At 69.6% G+C, this 17826-nt stretch carries 20 protein-coding genes; 11 read left to right on the top strand and 9 right to left on the bottom strand.

Annotated elements, in window-relative coordinates; genetic code table 11:
* Positions 1-6 precede the first annotated feature (6 nt).
* Entirely contained in the window at positions 7-462 is a 456-nt protein-coding gene (locus MCBMB27_RS22175; protein WP_075381286.1) for an NfeD family protein, read from the top strand.
* Positions 463-485: 23 nt separating this feature from the next.
* Here the strand turns inward: MCBMB27_RS22175 and MCBMB27_RS22180 are convergent, their stop codons facing one another.
* Complete coding sequence (locus MCBMB27_RS22180; RefSeq protein ID WP_075381287.1) at positions 486-857, bottom strand: thiol-disulfide oxidoreductase DCC family protein; 372 nt, start codon at positions 855-857, stop codon at positions 486-488.
* Between the two features lie 75 nt (positions 858-932).
* A complete protein-coding gene (locus MCBMB27_RS22185) occupies positions 933-3812 on the bottom strand; it encodes a phosphoenolpyruvate carboxylase (protein WP_043357361.1) in 2880 nt (959 codons plus the stop codon).
* Positions 3813-3953: 141 nt separating this feature from the next.
* On the opposite strand from MCBMB27_RS22185, the gene MCBMB27_RS22190 reads away from it, so the two are divergent.
* Together MCBMB27_RS22190 and MCBMB27_RS22195 are read left to right on the top strand one after the other, a co-directional pair.
* Positions 3954-4256, top strand: coding sequence for a hypothetical protein (locus MCBMB27_RS22190; RefSeq protein ID WP_075381288.1), 303 nt, complete (start codon positions 3954-3956; stop codon positions 4254-4256).
* Complete coding sequence (locus MCBMB27_RS22195) at positions 4253-4936, top strand: hypothetical protein (protein ID WP_075381289.1); 684 nt, start codon at positions 4253-4255, stop codon at positions 4934-4936. The genes MCBMB27_RS22190 and MCBMB27_RS22195 overlap by 4 nt, the downstream gene beginning before the upstream one ends.
* A gap of 3 nt (positions 4937-4939) precedes the next feature.
* Here the strand turns inward: MCBMB27_RS22195 and MCBMB27_RS22200 are convergent, their stop codons facing one another.
* Positions 4940-5299: a helix-hairpin-helix domain-containing protein gene (locus tag MCBMB27_RS22200; RefSeq protein WP_075381290.1), complete on the bottom strand. Its 360-nt coding sequence runs from the start codon at positions 5297-5299 to the stop codon at positions 4940-4942.
* A gap of 238 nt (positions 5300-5537) precedes the next feature.
* On the opposite strand from MCBMB27_RS22200, the gene rpmF reads away from it, so the two are divergent.
* Complete coding sequence (gene rpmF, locus MCBMB27_RS22205; protein WP_003601373.1) at positions 5538-5726, top strand: 50S ribosomal protein L32; 189 nt, start codon at positions 5538-5540, stop codon at positions 5724-5726.
* 19 nt (positions 5727-5745) lie between these two features.
* Here rpmF and MCBMB27_RS22210 read toward each other — a convergent pair whose 3' ends face one another.
* A complete protein-coding gene (locus MCBMB27_RS22210) occupies positions 5746-6060 on the bottom strand; it encodes a hypothetical protein (RefSeq protein WP_043357354.1) in 315 nt (104 codons plus the stop codon).
* 95 nt (positions 6061-6155) lie between these two features.
* A complete protein-coding gene (phaR, locus tag MCBMB27_RS22215) occupies positions 6156-6746 on the bottom strand; it encodes a polyhydroxyalkanoate synthesis repressor PhaR (RefSeq protein ID WP_043385545.1) in 591 nt (196 codons plus the stop codon).
* Positions 6747-7071: 325 nt separating this feature from the next.
* Between phaR and MCBMB27_RS22220 the strand changes: the two genes are divergently transcribed.
* From MCBMB27_RS22220 to MCBMB27_RS22235, 4 genes are all read left to right on the top strand, one after another.
* The gene (locus MCBMB27_RS22220; RefSeq protein WP_043347468.1) at positions 7072-8256 is read left to right on the top strand and encodes an acetyl-CoA C-acetyltransferase; all 1185 of its coding nucleotides are present in this window, start codon (positions 7072-7074) and stop codon (positions 8254-8256) included.
* Between the two features lie 114 nt (positions 8257-8370).
* Positions 8371-9099 carry an acetoacetyl-CoA reductase gene (phbB, locus tag MCBMB27_RS22225; protein WP_043347469.1) on the top strand — a complete coding sequence of 243 codons (729 nt, stop codon included), beginning with the start codon at positions 8371-8373 and terminating at the stop codon, positions 9097-9099.
* A 529-nt stretch (positions 9100-9628) separates the two neighbouring features.
* Complete coding sequence (locus tag MCBMB27_RS22230; protein ID WP_081948722.1) at positions 9629-10060, top strand: hypothetical protein; 432 nt, start codon at positions 9629-9631, stop codon at positions 10058-10060.
* 21 nt (positions 10061-10081) lie between these two features.
* Complete coding sequence (locus MCBMB27_RS22235; RefSeq protein ID WP_043347471.1) at positions 10082-10321, top strand: hypothetical protein; 240 nt, start codon at positions 10082-10084, stop codon at positions 10319-10321.
* Positions 10322-10493: 172 nt separating this feature from the next.
* Here MCBMB27_RS22235 and MCBMB27_RS22240 read toward each other — a convergent pair whose 3' ends face one another.
* Complete coding sequence (locus tag MCBMB27_RS22240) at positions 10494-11720, bottom strand: glycerophosphodiester phosphodiesterase family protein (protein WP_043347473.1); 1227 nt, start codon at positions 11718-11720, stop codon at positions 10494-10496.
* Positions 11721-11817: 97 nt separating this feature from the next.
* Between MCBMB27_RS22240 and yddG the strand changes: the two genes are divergently transcribed.
* Positions 11818-12741 (top strand): aromatic amino acid exporter YddG, encoded by a 924-nt coding sequence (gene yddG / locus MCBMB27_RS22245; RefSeq protein WP_051044680.1) that lies wholly within the window; start codon positions 11818-11820, stop codon positions 12739-12741.
* Here the strand turns inward: yddG and MCBMB27_RS22250 are convergent.
* Entirely contained in the window at positions 12738-13166 is a 429-nt protein-coding gene (locus MCBMB27_RS22250; RefSeq protein WP_078947133.1) for a cupin domain-containing protein, read from the bottom strand. The two genes, yddG and MCBMB27_RS22250, sit on opposite strands and share 4 nt — an antisense overlap.
* A 98-nt stretch (positions 13167-13264) precedes the next feature.
* On the opposite strand from MCBMB27_RS22250, the gene MCBMB27_RS22255 reads away from it, so the two are divergent.
* The gene (locus MCBMB27_RS22255; RefSeq protein ID WP_043347481.1) at positions 13265-13888 is read left to right on the top strand and encodes a ribonuclease D; all 624 of its coding nucleotides are present in this window, start codon (positions 13265-13267) and stop codon (positions 13886-13888) included.
* A gap of 164 nt (positions 13889-14052) precedes the next feature.
* On the opposite strand, the gene MCBMB27_RS22260 is transcribed toward MCBMB27_RS22255, so the two are convergent.
* Entirely contained in the window at positions 14053-14691 is a 639-nt protein-coding gene (locus tag MCBMB27_RS22260) for a VOC family protein (RefSeq protein ID WP_043385532.1), read from the bottom strand.
* 219 nt (positions 14692-14910) lie between these two features.
* Positions 14911-16320 (bottom strand): type I glutamate--ammonia ligase, encoded by a 1410-nt coding sequence (gene glnA / locus MCBMB27_RS22265; protein WP_043385529.1) that lies wholly within the window; start codon positions 16318-16320, stop codon positions 14911-14913.
* Positions 16321-16655: 335 nt separating this feature from the next.
* On the opposite strand from glnA, the gene MCBMB27_RS22270 reads away from it, so the two are divergent.
* Complete coding sequence (locus tag MCBMB27_RS22270) at positions 16656-17690, top strand: glutamine synthetase beta-grasp domain-containing protein (protein WP_043347488.1); 1035 nt, start codon at positions 16656-16658, stop codon at positions 17688-17690.
* The last annotated feature ends 136 nt before the right edge of the window (positions 17691-17826 follow it).

The raw sequence follows: 17826 nt of genomic DNA on the forward strand, positions 1-17826 counted from the left end.
CCGGCGATGCCCGCCTCCGTCGCCGACGCCGTCGCGGCTCTCGGGCCCGCCTGGAGCTGGGTGATCGCCGGGCTGGCCCTGGCGGGGGCCGAGATCCTGCTGCCCGGCGTCTTCCTGATCTGGCTCGGCCTCGCCGCCGTCGCGACGGGCGTGGCCGCCGCCGCGCTGCCCCTGCCCTGGCAGGGTCAGACCCTGCTGTTCGCGGTGCTGGCCGTCGGCTTGGTCGCCGTCGCGGCGCGCCTGCAGCGGCGGGGTGCCGGACCGCCGGCTCCCGCGCTGAACCGCGCCGACAGGGGCCTCATCGGGCGCGCCGGCATGCTCGACGATCCGATCGTGCAGGGGGCTGGCCGCATCCGCTTCGACGATACGCTCTGGCGGGTCGAGGGACCCGATCTGCCGGCCGGGGCACGGGTTCGGGTGACGGCCATTCGCGGGACGATCCTGCAGGTGGAGGCCGCGTGAGCGCGTCTCCGCGGATCCCCGCCTCAGGCTGAGGCCCGGGGCCGTTCGAATCGCCGGGCGAGGTGCTGCAGCCGGGGCCTGACCCTCAGGAACACGCCGTAGAGACGCTCAAGGACCTGCAGGACGCGGCCCGACCGCGCGAGGAGCCCGAGCGGGCGCAGAACCGGGATCGCACGCCACATCGCCGCGAAGGCCGCGGCGCCGGTGAAGACGGACTCGCCCTCGCGGGCATGGAAGCGCGCCAGCATGTCCGCCCGCGAGGCCGGGCAGGTGTCCGCATCCTCTGTCACGTCGACGAAGGTGATCGCGCCGCGCCGGTCCAGCCGGCGCATCAGCGCGATCTCGCGCCGGCAGAGGGGGCAGCCTCCATCGAACCAGACGACGACCTGTTCCATGGTCGACGATATAGGCCGGCGCCGAGGTCGGGCCAGATCGCGCGTCCGGCCTCGGCCTGCGGGACGGCGTCGCGGTCATCCGAACGCGCCGACCTCGTGCTGGATCATCCCGGAGATCTCGCGGACCTGGTCGAACATCCGGCGGATCGGCTGGAACAGGTTGGCGTGCTCCGCCTCGTAGGTGCCGACGTCCCGCGGGCCGGCCGGCTCGCCGAAGTTCAGGCCGAGCGTCGGATCCGGCGTGATCGGGAAGATCGCGTCGAGGAGCTTCAGGCAGCCGTCGATGTCCAGCCGCAGGAAGCGCTCCAGCAGCTGCTCGCGTGAGATGCCCGCCTGGGGCCGGAAACCCGGGATGTGCACCGCCAGGAACCAGATCCGGTGGATCAGCGCGAGCCGCAGGGCGTGGAGCAGGGTCAGCCGCGCCGACATGGCGGGAAGGTCCGGGGCGGCCGCGCGCAGGGCGAGCCAGTCGCGGGTCAGGCGTCCGAACAGGTTCCGGAGCGCGGGGGCGAGATCGAGGCGCTCCAGGGCCCCGGAGATCACGACCAGCTCGTCCCTGCGGAAATCCTTCTGCGTGCGCCGCGCCCGCTCCAGCCACACGGCCGGATCGAGGGTGTCGATATAGGCGCGCAGCACGTCGAGGTCGCCCACCGAGGCGGCGTGCTGCACCAGCCGGAAGGCCCGGGAGAAGCGCACCGAATCGCGGCGCATGTCGCGGAACAGGTCCGGGCCGCGCTGGGCGGCCCGGCCGATCCCGTGCAGGGAATTCGCCAGGAAGCCGAGCTGGTGCAGGATCGCGTTGTTGGGGATCGCCCGCATCTGGCGCGGATGGGTGATCCGCGCCGGGCCGCCATTGTCGGTCTGGCGTGCCACCGGACGTGAGCCGGTCCGGTCGATCAGGCTCGGGCCGAAGGTGCCGAGCAGGGCGGCGTAGCCCGGATCGTCGACCAGCGCCTCCATGTCCTGGCGGGCCGCGGTGAAGAATTCGAGGGCGAAATCCGGCTCGGCGTAGATCGGATCGACCTTGGCGTCGGCCGCCTTGGGATGGTCGTTCAGGGCGTAGTCCGAGAACGAATCCTCCTCCGTCACGTCGAGCGCGTAGACGTGCTCGGCGATGCGGGCGACGCTGGCGCGGGCCAGCGCCTCGGTGCCGTACAGCAGGTAGCCGTCGGTGCCCTGGAAGCTCGATTCGAGCCGGACCCGGATGCCGGCCTTGCGGGCCCGGTCCCGCGCATCCTCGGGGGCGAGGTAGGCGAGGCGGTCGCGCAGGGAGGTCGGATGGGCGCCGCGCCCGATCGATTCGCCGTGCGTGTCGAAGATCGCGAGCTCGACGTCGGACAGGCCGTTCTGGACCAGCATCTCGGTGATGCGCAGCCGCAGTCGCTCGATCCAGAAGGTCGCCGCAAGCTGGCCGACATAGCGGCCCGAATCGGAATAGCCGAACTGCACGGTCAGCCGGCCGATGCGCTTCAGATACTGGCGCCAGTGGGGGTTGCGCAGGGCGTCGTCGAGCACCCGAATGCCCTGTTCGAGGGCGCTTGCCGTCTCGAACAGCGGCGTGATCTCCAGCTTGTCGGCGATGCCGTAGTGCCGCGCCAGCCAGAGGGCGGCCAGCAGGGTGTAGCCGGTCTCGGTCTCGGCGATGAGGAAGCGCACCGGATGGGTGCCGTCGACGTGCTTGAGGATCTGGGCGATCGTCATCATCAGCCGGGCGGCCGAGGCCCGCTCGGCCGCGAGCGCCCCGAAATCGACGGCGACCGGCCGGACATCGTTCAGCAGGGTGTGGATCGTCGCGAGGTGCGACCGGCGCCGGGCCGCGTCGGTGGGCTCGCCTTCGAGGTCGATCACCCGGCGTACCGCATTGTGGATCTGGCTGGCGTTCAGCCGGAAATGCGGCAGGGCGTTCGACAGGCCGTGCGTCGCGACGCCCGCGCGCAGGACCGCGATCCGCCGTCTGTCGGCCCCGTCGTCGGCAGCCTCGAGGGCCTTGGTCAGCGCGGCGACGAGGGCGCCCGCGTCGGTCTGGGCGCGCTCGCGCTCGATGATGAGGGCCAGGGCGAAGCGGTGCACCGCCTCGAGGGACGGCTGGTCGCCGAGGCGCGGCGCCACGGTGAGCTGGCGGTTCACCGCTGCCAGCGCGTTCTCGGCGAGGGCACGGACCTCCCGGCACGCGGGACTCGCGGGCAGATCGCGCATCACCCGGTCGAACTGCATCCGCTTCGAGATCAGCCGGTAGCGGAGGGTGTCCCACCATCCGATGTCGGTCCGCCCGTCCGTGTCGCAGCCGACCCAGCTGGCGATGGCGAAGGGGCGGGGCGTCAGTTCGGTCCAGCGGTCGGGCCAGCGGGCGCGGGCGGCGTCGAGCAGGGCGCCGTTGAAGGCGTCGAGGGCGAGCCGCCCGTTATTGGCCGCCGCGCAGGCCTGCTCGAACTCGACGTCGAGGGTGATCGGCGCGTCCGGCCGCGTGGACAAAGTCGCCGCCCGTTCGATCAGCCCGGCGCGGGCCGCAGCGTCGGGCAGGCTCGCGGCCTCGGCGAGGAGGCCGGCGACCGCCCGGGGCATGCCGAAGGTGGGATGGGCGGTGAACACCACCGCGAAGGCGGTGCGGTGGATGAGGGCCGCGAAGGCCTCGACGCTGTCCGACCGGTCGGGGATTGCCGCCACGAGACGGGCGGGAATCCCCGCCTGCGGATCCTCGGGGCTGGCATCGAGCCCGACATAGGCCCGCAGCCGCTCCGCCCGGGCCGCCAGGGCTTCGGCGCGCAGGCGCACGAACAGGCCGTCCAGGTCGCCTGCCGAGATCTCGTTCCTGTCGAACCGCCGGGTGATCGCCAGGGTTACCGCCAGGACGGGATTGCGGAACGGGTCCTCGCGGGCCTGTTCCCGGGCCGCCTCAATCAGTCCGAGGAGGTGCGCCTCCAGTTCCTCGGGCTCGCGGCTCGGCTCGTGCTGCATCGGTCGGTCCCGGCTCCGGTCTGCCCGCATCTACCCGGTCCGGCGGCGCACGCAAGGAGCGTTCCGCACGCGATCGGGGACGCGATCGGACACGCGACGGGGTGGCGGCGGCCTGAACCGCAGGTTAGAGCTTGCCTCCTTATGGAGCGCCTGTTCATCATCCTGGCCATCCTGGTTTTCGCCATCGCCGTCGTCGCCGTCGCCGCGATGGTGGCTCGCGGCCGGCGCGAGCCCCTGCGCATGGGCTCCGACCTCGATCTTGAGGACGAGGATCTGCTCATCGGCTCGGTCGGTCCCCGCAGGAGCCCGATCGACCGCAGCGCACAGGTGCTCGATCCGCGAGTGCTCGATCTGGAAGCGATGGAATTGGAACCGATCCGCGCCCTCGACAGGACGCAGCGCAGCGAGGCGCTCCACCGCGATCCGTCCGGAGGCAGCCGATGACGGTGAGCCTGCGCGGGGCGACCGGTCTGCTGCTGGCCGGCCCCCTCTACCTGACGATGGCGCAGTCCGTTTCGGCCGCGCCGGGCGGAAAGCCGCCTGCGCCGGACGTTCCGACACAGACCGCGCCCGCTGCGCCGGCTCCCGCCCCGGAGCCGAGTGCCCCTCAGGCGACGAGCCCGACGCCGGCGGCCGGCCCGACCCTCGAGCAGCCCTGTGGGACCCAGGCGGCCCGGTTCGAGAGCGGCAAGGGCTTCAAGATGGTGATCACGCGGTCCGGGCAGATCCGCACGACGAACCCGCTCAGGCCGCTGACGCCCGAACTGAACGAGGTGCTGCAGGTCGTGATTGCCGGGAAGGTCGCCACCGCCTACGGGCCTGACTTCACGACGCTGCGGCGCGGCGGCGCCCCGGCGGGGATCGAGGCGATGCTCGGCGGCCCGATTCGCTGGCAGTCGACGCTGCCGACCTTCCCCGATCCGATCGCGATCGTCACCGAGGAGGGCACGCCGCTGGCGCAGCTCACCTTCCGCGCCTGCGAGACGCCGCCCGCCGTCAAGGCGCCGAAGGAGCCGAAGGCCGAAGCCCGCAAGAAGGCGCCCCGGCACGCGGCGCCGAAGGCCGCCGCGGCCCCGAAGACGCCCCCCGGCTTCTCCATGCCTCAGGGGGCGATCGCCGAGTAGCGGCTACTTCTGCTTGGCGATGACCTTGTCCTTGATGCCGTCGTAGACGGTCTTCGGGATGATCTTCTTGGAGACGAGATCGTCCTTCCCGCGATACGGCCGCCCCTTGATGATCGCGGCCGCGCGCGCCGCGCCGATACCCGGCAGGGCGTCGAGTTCCTCGCTGCTGGCGCTGTTGAGGTCGATGAGAGCGCCCTTTGCGGCGTTGGGCGATCCGGCCACCGGTGCGCTCGGTGCCATGGGCTTCGCGGGGGCCGTCGGCGCTGCGGTCGTCGGCGTCTGGGGCGCCTGCGCCAGGGCGGGGGCCGCCACGAGGCTCGACAGGAGGGCGAGAAGGGCGAGGGTCTTGGTGGAGGAAGCCATGGCGTTCTCCCGAAGGACGCGGCCCGCTGCGCGGTGCCGTCGTGGCAGATCTGCGACGGCCTGCTTGAACCCGCGCTTAACGCCCGCGCTTAACGGTTGTGGTCCGGCACCCCTAGCCACGGGCCGGCGCCGGAGTTATAAGCCCGCCCTCATCCGTATCCCGCGGTGTGCGTGGCGATCCTCGATTGAGGAGCCGCCCGCGCGCCGCTTTGTCCGCGGCGTCACGAAGGATCCTGCCATGGCCGTTCCGAAGCGAAAGACTTCCCCCTCCCGCCGCGGCATGCGCCGCTCGGCCGACGCCCTGAAGGCGCCGACCTATGTCGAGGACAAGGATTCGGGCGAGCTGCGCCGTCCGCACCACATCGACCTGAAGACCGGCATGTATCGCGGCCGTCAGGTTCTCAAGGTGAAGTCCGCCGAGGCCTGAGCCTCGCGAAGGCGGCGCCTCAGGCGAGGCGCCGCGCGGCCTCCGCGTAGCGCGCGGCGGCCATCTGGGTCCGTGTCAGGCGTGACGGCAGCAGCGTCGGATCGTCGGCCGTGAGCAGCTGGGCGACAAAGCCGGCGCGGGGTCTTCCTTGGCCCGCGCGATCCGCCGGCCGACCCTCCGGTTCCCCCTCGGACCGCCCCCCATCGATCACCACCAGCGCCTGGGCTGCGGTCTCGGCCGGCTCCGGAGCCGCGTCCGGCTCCGACACCGGCTTGCGCCGGGTGGAGCGGACCTGTGTCGGGCCGAGACGGCTGACTGTTCCGATACGCACCATGCGCACACCTTTCGCACGTTTCCGTGCCGATGTCGCAAAGGTGGGGCCGGTGTTTACTAATCGTCAACCCTTTGTTCGGTCGCGCCGACGGGAATTTACTTTTTCGCCAGCGCTTCGAGCCGCTGCTGCATCTCCAGCATCTGGCGCTTGAGATCGTCCAGTTCGCCCCCGGCATAGGGCGTGGGCTGTGTCGGCGCCGGGGGCTGCGTCCCGGGGGCGGGCGGTCCGAAGCCTGTGAACATCTTCATGGCGTCGCCGAAGAAGTTCATGTTGGTGCGCACCTGCTGCTCGATCGCGTTCTGGAACGCCGACGGACCGAAGCTCTGAGCGAATTTCTCGCGGAGCCCGTCCTGATCCTTGGCAAAATTCGCCATCGAGAATTCGAGGAAGCTCGGCACCATTGTGCGCATGCTGTCGCCGTAGAAGCGGATCAGCTGGCGCAGAAAGGCCACCGGGAGCAGGTTCTCGGCACCGGCCTTGTTCTCCTGCTCGAAGATGATCTGCGTGAGGACCGAGCGGGTGATGTCGTCGCCGGTGCGCGCGTCGTACACGACGAAATCCTCGCCGTTCTGGACCATCGTGGCGAGGTCCTCCAGCGTCACGTAGGTCGAGGTACCTGTGTGATAGAGGCGCCGGTTGGCGTACTTCTTGATGACGGTCTGGGTGGCCTTGACGGTATCCGCCATCGGGAACGGCCTTTCTGGACTCGGGACCGGGGGGCGTTGCAGACGCGCGGTGCAGTCTGGCGGGGCTGTCTTCGCGCCCGCAGCACGATCCTTAAAGCCTTCCCCGGGCGCAGAAAACAGCAAACTGCACCTCTTCAACGCAGAATAATGCAGAGGGTGTGGGGCCGGAGCGCCATTTCAGTTTCGCGGACGCGTCATCGGCACGTTTTGGCGCTTTGATAGACAACCTTGACTTCGCCCATCTCAAGCCCTTCATCCCAGGGCCGGCACAGAGCGCGCCCCAAAACGTGGAAGGCGCGCCGGCTCGCGAGAGGAGAACGTTCACATGGCAGGCAGCGAAGAGATCGTCATCGTCGGGGCCGCGCGCACGCCGGTCGGCTCGTTCGGCGGCGCCTTCGGGGCGGTGCCGGCCCATGAGCTCGGTGCGACCGCCATCAAGGCCGCCCTCGAGCGGGCCAAGGTCTCGCCCGACGATGTGGATGAGGTGATCTTTGGCCAGGTCCTCACCGCGGGCGCCGGCCAGAATCCCGCCCGTCAGGCGGCCATCAAGGCCGGCATTCCCGAGAAGGCCACCGCCTGGGGCCTCAACCAGGTCTGCGGCTCGGGCCTGCGCACGGTCGCGATCGGCATGCAGCAGATCGCCAACGGCGACGCCAAGGTCATCGTCGCCGGCGGCCAGGAATCGATGTCGCTCTCGCCCCACGCGCAGTACCTGCGCGGCGGCCAGAAGATGGGCGACGTCAAGCTCGTCGACACGATGATCAAGGACGGGCTCTGGGACGCCTTCAACGGCTACCACATGGGTCAGACCGCCGAGAACGTCGCCCAGGCCTTCCAGCTCACCCGCGAGCAGCAGGACCAGTTCGCGACCCGCTCGCAGAACAAGGCCGAGGCCGCCCGCAAGGAGGGCCGCTTCAAGGACGAGATCGTCCCCGTCACCGTGCCGGGCAAGAAGGGCGACACCGTCGTCGACACCGACGAGTACATCCGCGACGGCGCCACCATCGAGGCCATGGCCAAGCTGAAGCCGGCCTTCGCCAAGGACGGCACCGTGACGGCCGCCAACGCCTCGGGCCTCAACGACGGCGCCGCCGCCCTCGTGCTGATGTCGGCCTCGGAGGCCGAGCGCCGCGGCCTGACCCCGCTCGCCAAGATCAAGTCCTGGGCGACCGCGGGCGTCGATCCCAAGGTGATGGGCACCGGCCCGATCCCGGCTTCCCGCAAGGCCCTGGAGAAGGCCGGCTGGAAGCCCTCCGACCTCGACCTGATCGAGGCCAACGAGGCCTTCGCGGCTCAGGCGCTGGCGGTGAACAAGGATATGGGCTGGGACGACGCGAAGGTGAACGTCAACGGCGGCGCCATCGCCATCGGCCACCCGATCGGCGCGTCCGGCGCCCGCGTCCTCGTCACGCTGCTGCACGAGATGAAGCGCCGCGACGCCAAGAAGGGCCTCGCCACCCTCTGCATCGGCGGCGGCATGGGCGTCGCGATGTGCATCGAGCGGACCTGAGCGCAGCGGGGCGTCAGCCCCGCTGGACAACTTAGACTTAAGGCCGAGATCACAAAAATTCGCGTGCGGACGCCATCCGCACGCGGCATCACGGGATGCGCACAGGAGGAAACAATGGCTCAAGGACGCGTCGCCCTGGTCACGGGCGGCACTCGCGGTATCGGCGCGGCGATCTCGAAGCGGCTCAAGGACAAGGGCTATCGGGTCGCGGCCAATTACGGCGGCAACGACGAGGCGGCCAACGCCTTCAAGGCCGAGACCGGCATCCCGGTCTTCAAGTTCGACGTGGGCGATCTCGCGAGCTGCGAGGCCGGCATCAAGGCCGTCGAGGCCGAGCTGGGGCCGATCGAGGTGCTGGTGAATAACGCCGGCATCACGCGGGACGGTGCCTTCCACAAGATGACCTTCGACAAGTGGCAGGCGGTCATCAAGACCAACCTCGACTCGATGTTCACCTGCACGCGTCCGCTGATCGAGGGCATGCGCAGCCGCAACTTCGGCCGCATCATCATCATCTCGTCGATCAACGGCCAGAAGGGCCAGGCCGGCCAGACCAACTACTCGGCCGCCAAGGCCGGCGTGATCGGCTTCGCCAAGGCCCTGGCGCAGGAGAGCGCGTCCAAGGGCATCACGGTGAACGTGATCGCGCCGGGCTACATCGCCACCGAGATGGTGATGGCGGTGCCGGAGGAGATCCGCAACAAGATCATCTCCACGATTCCCACGGGTCGCCTGGGCGAAGCCAGCGAGATCGCGCACGCGGTCGAGTACCTCGCCAGCGACGAGGCCGGCTTCGTGAACGGTTCGACGCTGACCATCAACGGCGGCCAGCACTTCGTCTGATCGCCAGCGGGCGCGCCGGATTGATCCGGCGCGCCCGACGCAGGGCCGAGGCCCCCGCGGCCGGTCCCTCTCGCGTCCGATCGCTTCGATGACGGCCGCCTCGGGCTGCGCCTCATCGAGTGCGCCGCGCAGCCGGCGCGCCGCCCGTTCCCCATCGGGGCGCGCTTCGCCCGTGCAGACCGTCGCCGCGGCCAGAGTCCGGCGGCGCCCGCTGATCGCCCGAGTGCCAGACGCCGCGCGGATCCCGCAGATCGGCGACGCGGACGATCTGACCCGGCAAGCCTGACGAAAGTCCTACCTGGCCTGCGCGGTCTCCGCGCGGCTTCGGGATAACGGGCATTGCGGGCAGCGATCGGCCCCGGCGCCCGCGTGTTCTGCGACACGAACAATTCGACCTGCCTCGTATAGACCTTCTTTCATCGGCTCGCGGATGGTCCTGCCGACAGAAATCGAGGTCCCGGGCGTCATGAACAACTGGTTTCACGGTAAATTCGGCGTTCATTTTATCGGTGGCGGCCAGGACAGTTCTTTGCGCGATACGGCTTCGCGTGCCGGCCAGAGCGAGGGCAGCCTCAACCGCACGCTGCCCACCGTCGCGAAGCTCGGTCTCGCCGCGGCCTGCGCCCTGGGCTTGGCCGCCTGCGTCACGCCGCAGGAGCGCCACGCGATGGATCAGAACCAGTGCTACGCCTTCGGCTTCGAGCCCGACACCGACGGCTTTGCCGAGTGCATGATGGGCCTCCATCAGCAGCGCGCCGTCGCCCAGGCCAACAGCAACCTGTATTGGCAGGCGCAGCTCGCCGAGCAGAACCGCCGCCGCGAGGCCCGGCAGGATCTCTACAAGATCGCTAGCCTGCAGCGGAGCGGCGACCCCCGCTTCCCCATCTGCGGCGCCTCGTCCGATGGCGGCATGGATCGCCGGACCATGACTTGGTACGGCCCGAACTGCCGCGCCCGCTGACCGCTATCAGGGAGATCGACGATGTCGGACGTCATCACGCCGCGGCCGGGGAACGCCAGCACGTTCATCTTCGCCACGACGGCGATGTTCGCGGCCACGATCGGGATGGTCACGCAGGACTGGGGATGGTTCGTCTTGGCGATGCTCGGAAGTGCCGGGGTGCAGTGCGTGATCTACATGCCGCTTCAGCGATGGTTCGGCTGGAAGCCGCTCGATTTCGGCCATCTGGGTCATCTCGTCCTGCTGCTCTCCCCGCTCTGAGACGCCCATCCCCGGCAGCGCCCCAAGGGGCTGCTGCCGGTTCTCCGGATCGCTCACCCCGAGACAACACTCATGACGCTCGCCCTGATCATCACCGGCTTCCTCATCGTCAACTTCATGATGGCCGGCGTCTTCTCCCTCGTAGCCCTGTGGGCCGACTGAGCCGCACTCCTTAGGGCGCGCCGACGCAGTTGGCGTAGAAGGTCGTGGTCGCAGGCCAGTCGGAGAAGACGCCCAGCACGCCCACCTGCCCGTGCAGGACATCGAGCAGCCGCAGGATGTCGCCGTCGCCGGTCACCACCGGCTTGATCGATTGATAATAGTACCCGCCGCCGCCCTTCAGGGGGCCCGAGCGCTCCAGGGACCACGCGATCAGGCCCAGGCCGGCCTTCTTCGCCTCCCGGGCGTAGGTCGAGGGCTCGATCGTCCCGTCAGGCCCCGGCCGCACCAGCATCCAGAGCGGCGGCGCCAGGATCTTCACGCCCTTCTGCGCGAGTTCGGTCATGCCGGGCTGCCACGTGGCGGGCTTCTCCGGGTCGAAACCCTTCGCGGTCTCGTCGCGGTCGTCGAGGAAGATCGCCTGGCGGCCGAAATCCGGATCCTTCTCCAGCCAGTACAGGATGTCCCGCAGCTGGAAGCTCTGCGGATAGACGTCGGAGGCCGGGATGCCGGCCTGCCGGTACTCGTCGATCAGCTGCTGGGCGTACATGTCCTGGGTGTAGGTGCCGTCGAACGGCATCGGCACCTGGGGGGCCTTCAATTCGGGGGTGAACTTCCGCCCCAGCCCCTTCACCAGCGCGATGTACTCCTTGTGGGACATCAGCGTGCCGGTGCCGGCGTAGAGATCGGTACGCCAGCGCGGGGTCGCGTTCATGTAGGCCGTCACGCTGGTGGCGTCCGGATCGGCGGCGTCCATCTTCCCGTTCAGCGACTTGAACTCGTCCAGCGTCAGGTCGCTGGTGCAGCACTTGGCCGAGGCCTTGCGGCCGGTGGCCGGATCGGCCGGCGTGAAGCCCTGCGTGCATTTCGCCGCGAGTTCGGGCCGGGCCAGGATGTCGGTGGTCGTGTGCAGATCGCACTGGCTGTGACGGCAGACGAGCTGGCGGTCCTTGGTGAAGGCCACGTCGCACTCGATGATCCCGGCGCCCATCCGGTCGGCGGCGAGCACCCCCTCCCGTGTATGCTCCGGAAACATCAGCGGCGCGCCGCGATGCGAGATCGAGAAGGTCCTGGGCGTGTAGGTCCGGTCGATTCCGCAGGCGGCGAGCGTGTCCTTGAGCGGGCCGGGCTTCAACTGGTCGACGAGGTAGAAGGGCCGCGGCCCGAGCTGGGCGGCCTCGCCGGCGAGGCCGGGTCCCGCCCCCAGGAGCAGCCCCAGCCCGATCATGAACGCACGCATCGCGAACCTCCCGTTTCAGGTCGCCGGTAGAGGGCCACGGTGACAGCGGCGTGACCCCGGTCTCGCCGACTCGGAAGCGGCGTGATAGCGGCACGCCATGACCGCGCCTGCATCGATCTCGACCCTGCGCACGCAGAGCGCAACCGCCACTGTCGCGGGCTTCGGTGCGATCCTGCTGTGGTCGCTGCTCGCCCTGTTCACGGCCGCCTCCGGGACGGTGCCGCCGTTCCAGCTCGCCGCCATGACCTTCCTGATCGGCGGCCTGTGCGGCTGCGCGACCTGGATCGTCCGGCCGAGCCGCGCCCGCGCCCTGATCCAGCCCTGGCCGGTCTGGCTGCTCGGGGTCGGAGGCCTGTTCGGCTACCACGCCCTTTACTTCAGCGCCCTGCGCCTCGCGCCGCCGGCCGAGGCCGGGCTGATCAACTATCTCTGGCCGCTGCTGATCGTCCTGTTCTCGGCCCGCCTGCCGGGCTCGGGCGGGTTGCGCCCGGGCCATCTCATCGGGGCGATCCTCGGTCTCGCCGGCGTCGCGGCCCTGTTCGCCGGACGGGCCGATCTCACCTTCGCTGCGGGCGCGCTGCCGGGCTACGCGGCCTCCCTGGCGGCGGCCTTCGTCTGGGCCGGATACTCGGTGCTCTCGGCCCGGGTCGGGCAGGTGCCGACCGACGCGGTCGCAGGGTTCTGCCTCGCCACGGCGGCGCTCAGCCTCGCGTGCCATCTGGCCTTCGAGGCGACGGTCTGGCCGGCCGATGCGGTGCAATGGGGCGCCGTGCTCCTGCTGGGTCTCGGGCCCGTGGGGGCGGCCTTCTATCTCTGGGATATCGGCTGCAAGCGCGGCGACGTCCGGCTCCTCGGTGTCACGGCCTACGCGGCGCCGGTCCTCTCGACGCTGATCCTGGTGGCGGCGGGCTATGCCAGCCCGAGCCCCGCCCTGGCGGTCGCCTGCCTGCTCATCGTGGCGGGGGCGCTCACGGCGGTGCGGACGTCGCGGACGTCGCGGACGGCGCCGAAGCGAGGCTAGCGCCGCGGCGTCGGCCGCCAGTCCGGCGGCGCCATCTCGAAGCCGGCGAAGTCGAAGCCCGGCGAGACCGTGCAACCGACGAGCGTCCAGGCGCCCAGGCTGGTGGCGGTCTGCCAGTGGCCGGTCGGCACGACGCATTGCGGGCGCTGCCCCGCGGCGAGATCCGGGCCGAGATGCTGGGCCGTGGCGTCGTGCCCGTTGGGGCTCGTGGTGATCACGAGCGGCGCGCCGGCATGCCAGTGCCAGATCTCGGTGGCGTCGACCCGGTGCCACGCCGAGACCTCGCCGAGATCCAGCAGAAAGTAGATTGCCGTGCCGACCGAGCGCCCCTCCACCGTGCGGGGATCGCGAAAGGTCTCGCGGTAATGGCCGCCCTCGGGATGGGGTTTCAGCCCCAGCGTCGCGATCACCTCGGCTGCCGTCATGATCCGCCTCTCCATCCGCCGGGCCGGCGTCCGGCCGGCCGCTTGCCGGCACTGGACGCCGATGCTACCGGCCGAAAAACCCGTAAGGTCCGAAAAAGATGCCGAGCCCCACCGTACGTCTCCACCGCGGCGACCTGCCCGCCGATTACGATGCGGGCCGGGCGGTGGCCATCGACACAGAGACGCTCGGGCTCAACCCGCATCGGGATCGTCTCTGCGTGGTGCAGCTCTCCACCGGCGACGGGACGGCCGACGTGGTCCAGATCCCGCAAGACGGTCCGGAGCCGGTGATGCTCAAGCGCGTCCTGGCCGATCCGGAAATCCTCAAGATCTTCCACTTCGCGCGGTTCGACGTGGCGGTCCTGTATCGGGCGCTCGGGGTGATGCCAACGCCGGTCTACTGCACCAAGATCGCCTCGAAGCTCGCCCGGACCTATACGGATCGCCACGGCCTGAAGGACGTGGTCCGCGAACTCGTCGGCGTCGACCTGTCGAAGCAGCAGCAATCCTCGGATTGGGGCGCCGAGAATCTGTCGCAGGCCCAGCTCGATTACGCGGCGTCGGACGTGCTCCACCTTCACGCGGCCCGCGACCGGCTCGACGCGATGCTGGCCCGGGAAGGGCGCAGCGATCTCGCGGCCGCCTGTTTCGCTTTCCTGCCGACCCGGGCCCGCCTCGATCTCGACGGCTGGCCCGAGACCGACATCTTCGCGCATACTTGAGGAGGCGGAGGATTCTGCACACTTCCTGTGCGGAGTGAGACTTTCCTGTCACCGCACCGCGATGTGTCGCTGGTAAGTTGTGGTTGCCAGGGCTTCCGGGTCCCGGCCAGTCCCTCCTCGCCGGTCACCCACCCGATCAGGCCGGCGAGGAGGGTCCGTCGTGCTCAGGTCAGCGTCCGCGGGCCGGACGGCGTCGTGATCCGGGCGGTCCAGCGCGGGCCGGGGCCCGCCACGACCCGCGGCGGATCGGCGAGGCCGAGCGCGGCGTGCAGCTCCGTGACGGCGTCGGGATCCGGATGCGTCAGGATGAGCGCCTCCAGACCAGCGCCGAGATCCGGCATCCGCCCCGCCGGATTCCCGCTTTGCCCCCAATCCATGACGCACGGCGCTGCCCCGTCCGCCGGCCACACCCCGCCCGGGGGCACCGCGAAGCGCCAGGACAGGTCGCCGCGGGTCATCGTCGCCGCGGCGCCGAGGAGCGCGCCATGGGCGGCGAGAACGCCGTCGAGATCGTCCGTGCGGGCGACGAAGCCGCGCAGCCGCCGGCCCGAATCCCAGTCGGCCCGCACCCGTGCGGCATCGCCGAGGCCGAACCAGCGCGCCCGCGGCGGGACCGGCGCCTCGGGATCGACAGCGATCACCTCCAGGAACGTGGCGTCGCCGAGACGCATCAGATGGTTGCGGGTGCCCATCTCGCGGTGGCGCCCGCCTTCCGGCATCGTCAGGCCGAGGCAATCCCGGACATGCGCCACGCCTTCCGCGAGATCGGGCGCGACGACGACGAGGTGGTCGAGGGTAAGCATCGGGCGGGCTCCGTGTGACCGCTAGCGCCTGGGCGGCCGGCGGCCAGGGCATTCCCGGGGCCGCGCAGGTCCCGACCCGGCCTTCGTGCTGACGGGCGCCGCAAAATCAGGTGGGGATGGGTAACTCCGGAACGTCCCCAAGAAAAAGGCCGGGGCCCCGCGAGAGGCCCCGGCCTGGGAGAGATCCGGGCCGGGCATCGTGCCCGGCCCGCACTCACCTTACAGCGAGTAGTACTGCACGAACTCGATCGGGTGCGGGGTCATCTCGTAGCGCAGCACCTCGGTCATCTTCAGCTCGATGAACGAGTCGATCTGGTCGTCCGAGAACACGCCGCCCTCCTTGAGGAAGGCCCGGTCCTTGTCGAGGTTGGCGAGCGCCTCGCGGAGCGAGCCGCACACGGTCGGGATCTTCTTCAGCTCCCGCGGCGGCAGCTCGTAGAGATCCTTGTCCATGGCCGGACCCGGGTCGATCTTGTTGCGGATGCCGTCGAGGCCGGCCATCAGCAGCGCCGAGAAGGCGAGGTAGGGGTTCGCCATCGGGTCGGGGAAGCGGACCTCCACGCGCTTGGCCTTCGGGCTCTTGGTCCACGGGATGCGGCAGGAGGCCGAGCGGTTGCGCGCCGAGTAGGCCAGCAGCACCGGCGCCTCGTAGCCCGGCACCAGGCGCTTGTACGAGTTGGTCGACGGGTTGGTGAAGGCGTTCAGCGCCTTGGCGTGCTTGATGATGCCGCCGATGTACCAGAGGCACTCCTGGGAGAGGCCGGCATACTTGTCGCCGGCGAAGACCGGCTTGCCGTCCTTCCAGATCGACTGGTGGACGTGCATGCCCGAGCCGTTGTCGCCGTAGACGGGCTTGGGCATGAACGTCGCCGACTTGCCGTAGCTCTGCGCGACGTTGTGGATGCAGTACTTGTAAATCTGCATGTGGTCGGCGAGCAGGGTCAGCGTGTCGAACTTCATGCCGAGCTCGTGCTGGGCCGAGGCCACCTCGTGGTGGTGCTTCTCGACCTTCACGCCCATGGACTGCATGGCCGCGAGCATCTCGCCGCGCATGTCCTGCGCCGAATCCTGCGGCGGGACGGGGAAGTAGCCGCCCTTGGTCTGCACCCGGTGGCCGAGGTTGCCGCCCTCGTAATCGGTGAAGCCGTTGGTCGGCAGCTCGGTGGAGTCGAGCTCGAAGCCGGTGCGGTAGGGGTCGGCGCCGAACTTCACGTCGTCGAACACGAAGAACTCGGCCTCGGGGCCGACATAGATCGTGTCGCCGATGCCGGTCTGCTGCAGGTAGGCCTCGGCGCGCTTGGCGGTGCCGCGCGGGTCGCGGCCGTAGGGCTCGCCGGTGGCCGGCTCCAGCACGTCGCACACGATCGACATGGTCGCGGCCGAGAAGAACGGATCCAGGGTGGCGGTCACCGGATCCGGCATCAGCAGCATGTCGGACTCGTTGATCGCCTTCCAGCCGGCGATCGAGGAGCCGTCGAACATGGTGCCCTCGTCGAAGATCTCCTCGTCGATGAGCGACACGTCGAACGTGACGTGCTGCCACTTGCCGCGCGGGTCGGTGAACCGGAAGTCCACGTAGCGCACGTCGTTGTCCCGGATCGTCTTCAGCACCTCGGCCGCAGTGGTCATCGTGGGCATCCTCCAGGGATCTCTGAATCGTCTCTCGGGGCGCACCCGCACGCGGTCGCGTGCGCCGGCAAGCGGGGCTTGATATCCGGCGCGGGCGTGCCTTGCCACCCGCCGGGCCCCGGAATCGGCGGCCGGATAGAACGATCGGTCCGCGATTGCGTCCGATCTCGAAACCGTGATCGCGCCATACCGTTTCTAGGGCACCGTTGTTCTCCGGCAATGGCCCTGCTGGCACGATCCATGCGAAGGCGGCCGCAGCCGTCGACGAGGCGGCAAGCCGTTCGCGTCTTCCCGGGTTGCCCAGGTCGCGCATCGATACGGACGAGAGAACCGGAATGACCAAATATAAGCTCGAGTACATATGGCTCGACGGGTACACGCCGACCCCGAACCTCCGCGGTAAGACGCAGATCAAGGAATTCGACAGCTTCCCGACCCTCGAGCAGCTCCCGATGTGGGGCTTCGACGGCTCGTCCACCAAGCAGGCCGAGGGCGGCAGCTCCGACTGCATGCTGAAGCCCGTGCGCCACTTCCCCGACCCGGCCCGCAAGAACGGCGTGCTGGTGATGTGCGAAGTGATGATGCCGGACGGCGTGACCCCGCACGAATCCAACAAGCGCGCCACCATCCTGGACGATGCCGGCGCCTGGTTCGGCTTCGAGCAGGAGTACTTCCTGTACAAGGACGGCCGCCCGCTCGGCTTCCCGGCCTCCGGCTACCCGGCGCCGCAGGGCCCGTACTACACCGGCGTCGGCTACTCGAACGTCGGCGACGTCGCCCGCAAGATCGTCGAGGAGCACCTCGACCTCTGCCTCGATGCCGGCATCAACCACGAGGGCATCAACGCCGAGGTGGCCAAGGGCCAGTGGGAGTTCCAGATCTTCGGCAAGGGCTCCAAGAAGGCCGCCGACGAGATGTGGATGGCCCGCTACCTCCTGCAGCGCCTCTGCGAGAAGTACGGCATCGACGTCGAGTACCATTGCAAGCCGCTCGGCGACACCGACTGGAACGGGTCGGGCATGCACTGCAACTTCTCGACCGCGTTCATGCGCGAGCACGGCGGTAAGGCGTATTTCGAGAAGCTCATGGAGGCGTTCAAGAACGCCCGCGAGGAGCACATCGCCGTCTACGGTCCGGACAACCACATGCGCCTGACCGGCAAGCACGAGACCGCCTCGATCCACGAGTTCTCGTACGGCGTGGCCGATCGCGGCGCCTCGATCCGCGTGCCGCATTCCTTCGTGAACAACGGCTACAAGGGCTACCTCGAGGATCGCCGTCCGAACTCCCAGGGCGACCCCTACCAGATCGCCTCGCAGGTGCTGAAGACGATCGCTTCCGTGCCGGCCGAGGCCGCTGCAGCCGCGTAAGACGCGGGGGAAGCGTCAGAGCTTCTCACAGAACGAACGAAGCCGGGCCCTCGGGTCCGGCTTCGCCGTTTCCGGATCGGGTGGGCCGGTCCGTGACCCGTGCCAGCGCTCCAGGATAGCGAGCTCCGCTCGGCGG

The organism is Methylobacterium phyllosphaerae (assembly GCF_001936175.1).
Classification (GTDB): domain Bacteria; phylum Pseudomonadota; class Alphaproteobacteria; order Rhizobiales; family Beijerinckiaceae; genus Methylobacterium; species Methylobacterium fujisawaense.

What these genes read in the sequence shown, in the direction of transcription:
- MCBMB27_RS22175 (WP_075381286.1), top strand. Translation starts at nt 7, where the DNA reads ATGCCCGCCTCCGTCGCCGACGCCGTCGCGGCTCTCGGGCCCGCCTGG.
- MCBMB27_RS22180 (WP_075381287.1), bottom strand. Translation starts at nt 857, where the DNA reads ATGGAACAGGTCGTCGTCTGGTTCGATGGAGGCTGCCCCCTCTGCCGG.
- MCBMB27_RS22185 (WP_043357361.1), bottom strand. Translation starts at nt 3,812, where the DNA reads ATGCAGCACGAGCCGAGCCGCGAGCCCGAGGAACTGGAGGCGCACCTC.
- MCBMB27_RS22190 (WP_075381288.1), top strand. Translation starts at nt 3,954, where the DNA reads ATGGAGCGCCTGTTCATCATCCTGGCCATCCTGGTTTTCGCCATCGCC.
- MCBMB27_RS22195 (WP_075381289.1), top strand. Translation starts at nt 4,253, where the DNA reads ATGACGGTGAGCCTGCGCGGGGCGACCGGTCTGCTGCTGGCCGGCCCC.
- MCBMB27_RS22200 (WP_075381290.1), bottom strand. Translation starts at nt 5,299, where the DNA reads ATGGCTTCCTCCACCAAGACCCTCGCCCTTCTCGCCCTCCTGTCGAGC.
- rpmF (WP_003601373.1), top strand. Translation starts at nt 5,538, where the DNA reads ATGGCCGTTCCGAAGCGAAAGACTTCCCCCTCCCGCCGCGGCATGCGC.
- MCBMB27_RS22210 (WP_043357354.1), bottom strand. Translation starts at nt 6,060, where the DNA reads ATGGTGCGTATCGGAACAGTCAGCCGTCTCGGCCCGACACAGGTCCGC.
- phaR (WP_043385545.1), bottom strand. Translation starts at nt 6,746, where the DNA reads ATGGCGGATACCGTCAAGGCCACCCAGACCGTCATCAAGAAGTACGCC.
- MCBMB27_RS22220 (WP_043347468.1), top strand. Translation starts at nt 7,072, where the DNA reads ATGGCAGGCAGCGAAGAGATCGTCATCGTCGGGGCCGCGCGCACGCCG.
- phbB (WP_043347469.1), top strand. Translation starts at nt 8,371, where the DNA reads ATGGCTCAAGGACGCGTCGCCCTGGTCACGGGCGGCACTCGCGGTATC.
- MCBMB27_RS22235 (WP_043347471.1), top strand. Translation starts at nt 10,082, where the DNA reads ATGTCGGACGTCATCACGCCGCGGCCGGGGAACGCCAGCACGTTCATC.
- MCBMB27_RS22240 (WP_043347473.1), bottom strand. Translation starts at nt 11,720, where the DNA reads ATGCGTGCGTTCATGATCGGGCTGGGGCTGCTCCTGGGGGCGGGACCC.
- yddG (WP_051044680.1), top strand. Translation starts at nt 11,818, where the DNA reads ATGACCGCGCCTGCATCGATCTCGACCCTGCGCACGCAGAGCGCAACC.
- MCBMB27_RS22250 (WP_078947133.1), bottom strand. Translation starts at nt 13,166, where the DNA reads ATGACGGCAGCCGAGGTGATCGCGACGCTGGGGCTGAAACCCCATCCC.
- MCBMB27_RS22255 (WP_043347481.1), top strand. Translation starts at nt 13,265, where the DNA reads ATGCCGAGCCCCACCGTACGTCTCCACCGCGGCGACCTGCCCGCCGAT.
- MCBMB27_RS22260 (WP_043385532.1), bottom strand. Translation starts at nt 14,691, where the DNA reads ATGCTTACCCTCGACCACCTCGTCGTCGTCGCGCCCGATCTCGCGGAA.
- glnA (WP_043385529.1), bottom strand. Translation starts at nt 16,320, where the DNA reads ATGACCACTGCGGCCGAGGTGCTGAAGACGATCCGGGACAACGACGTG.
- MCBMB27_RS22270 (WP_043347488.1), top strand. Translation starts at nt 16,656, where the DNA reads ATGACCAAATATAAGCTCGAGTACATATGGCTCGACGGGTACACGCCG.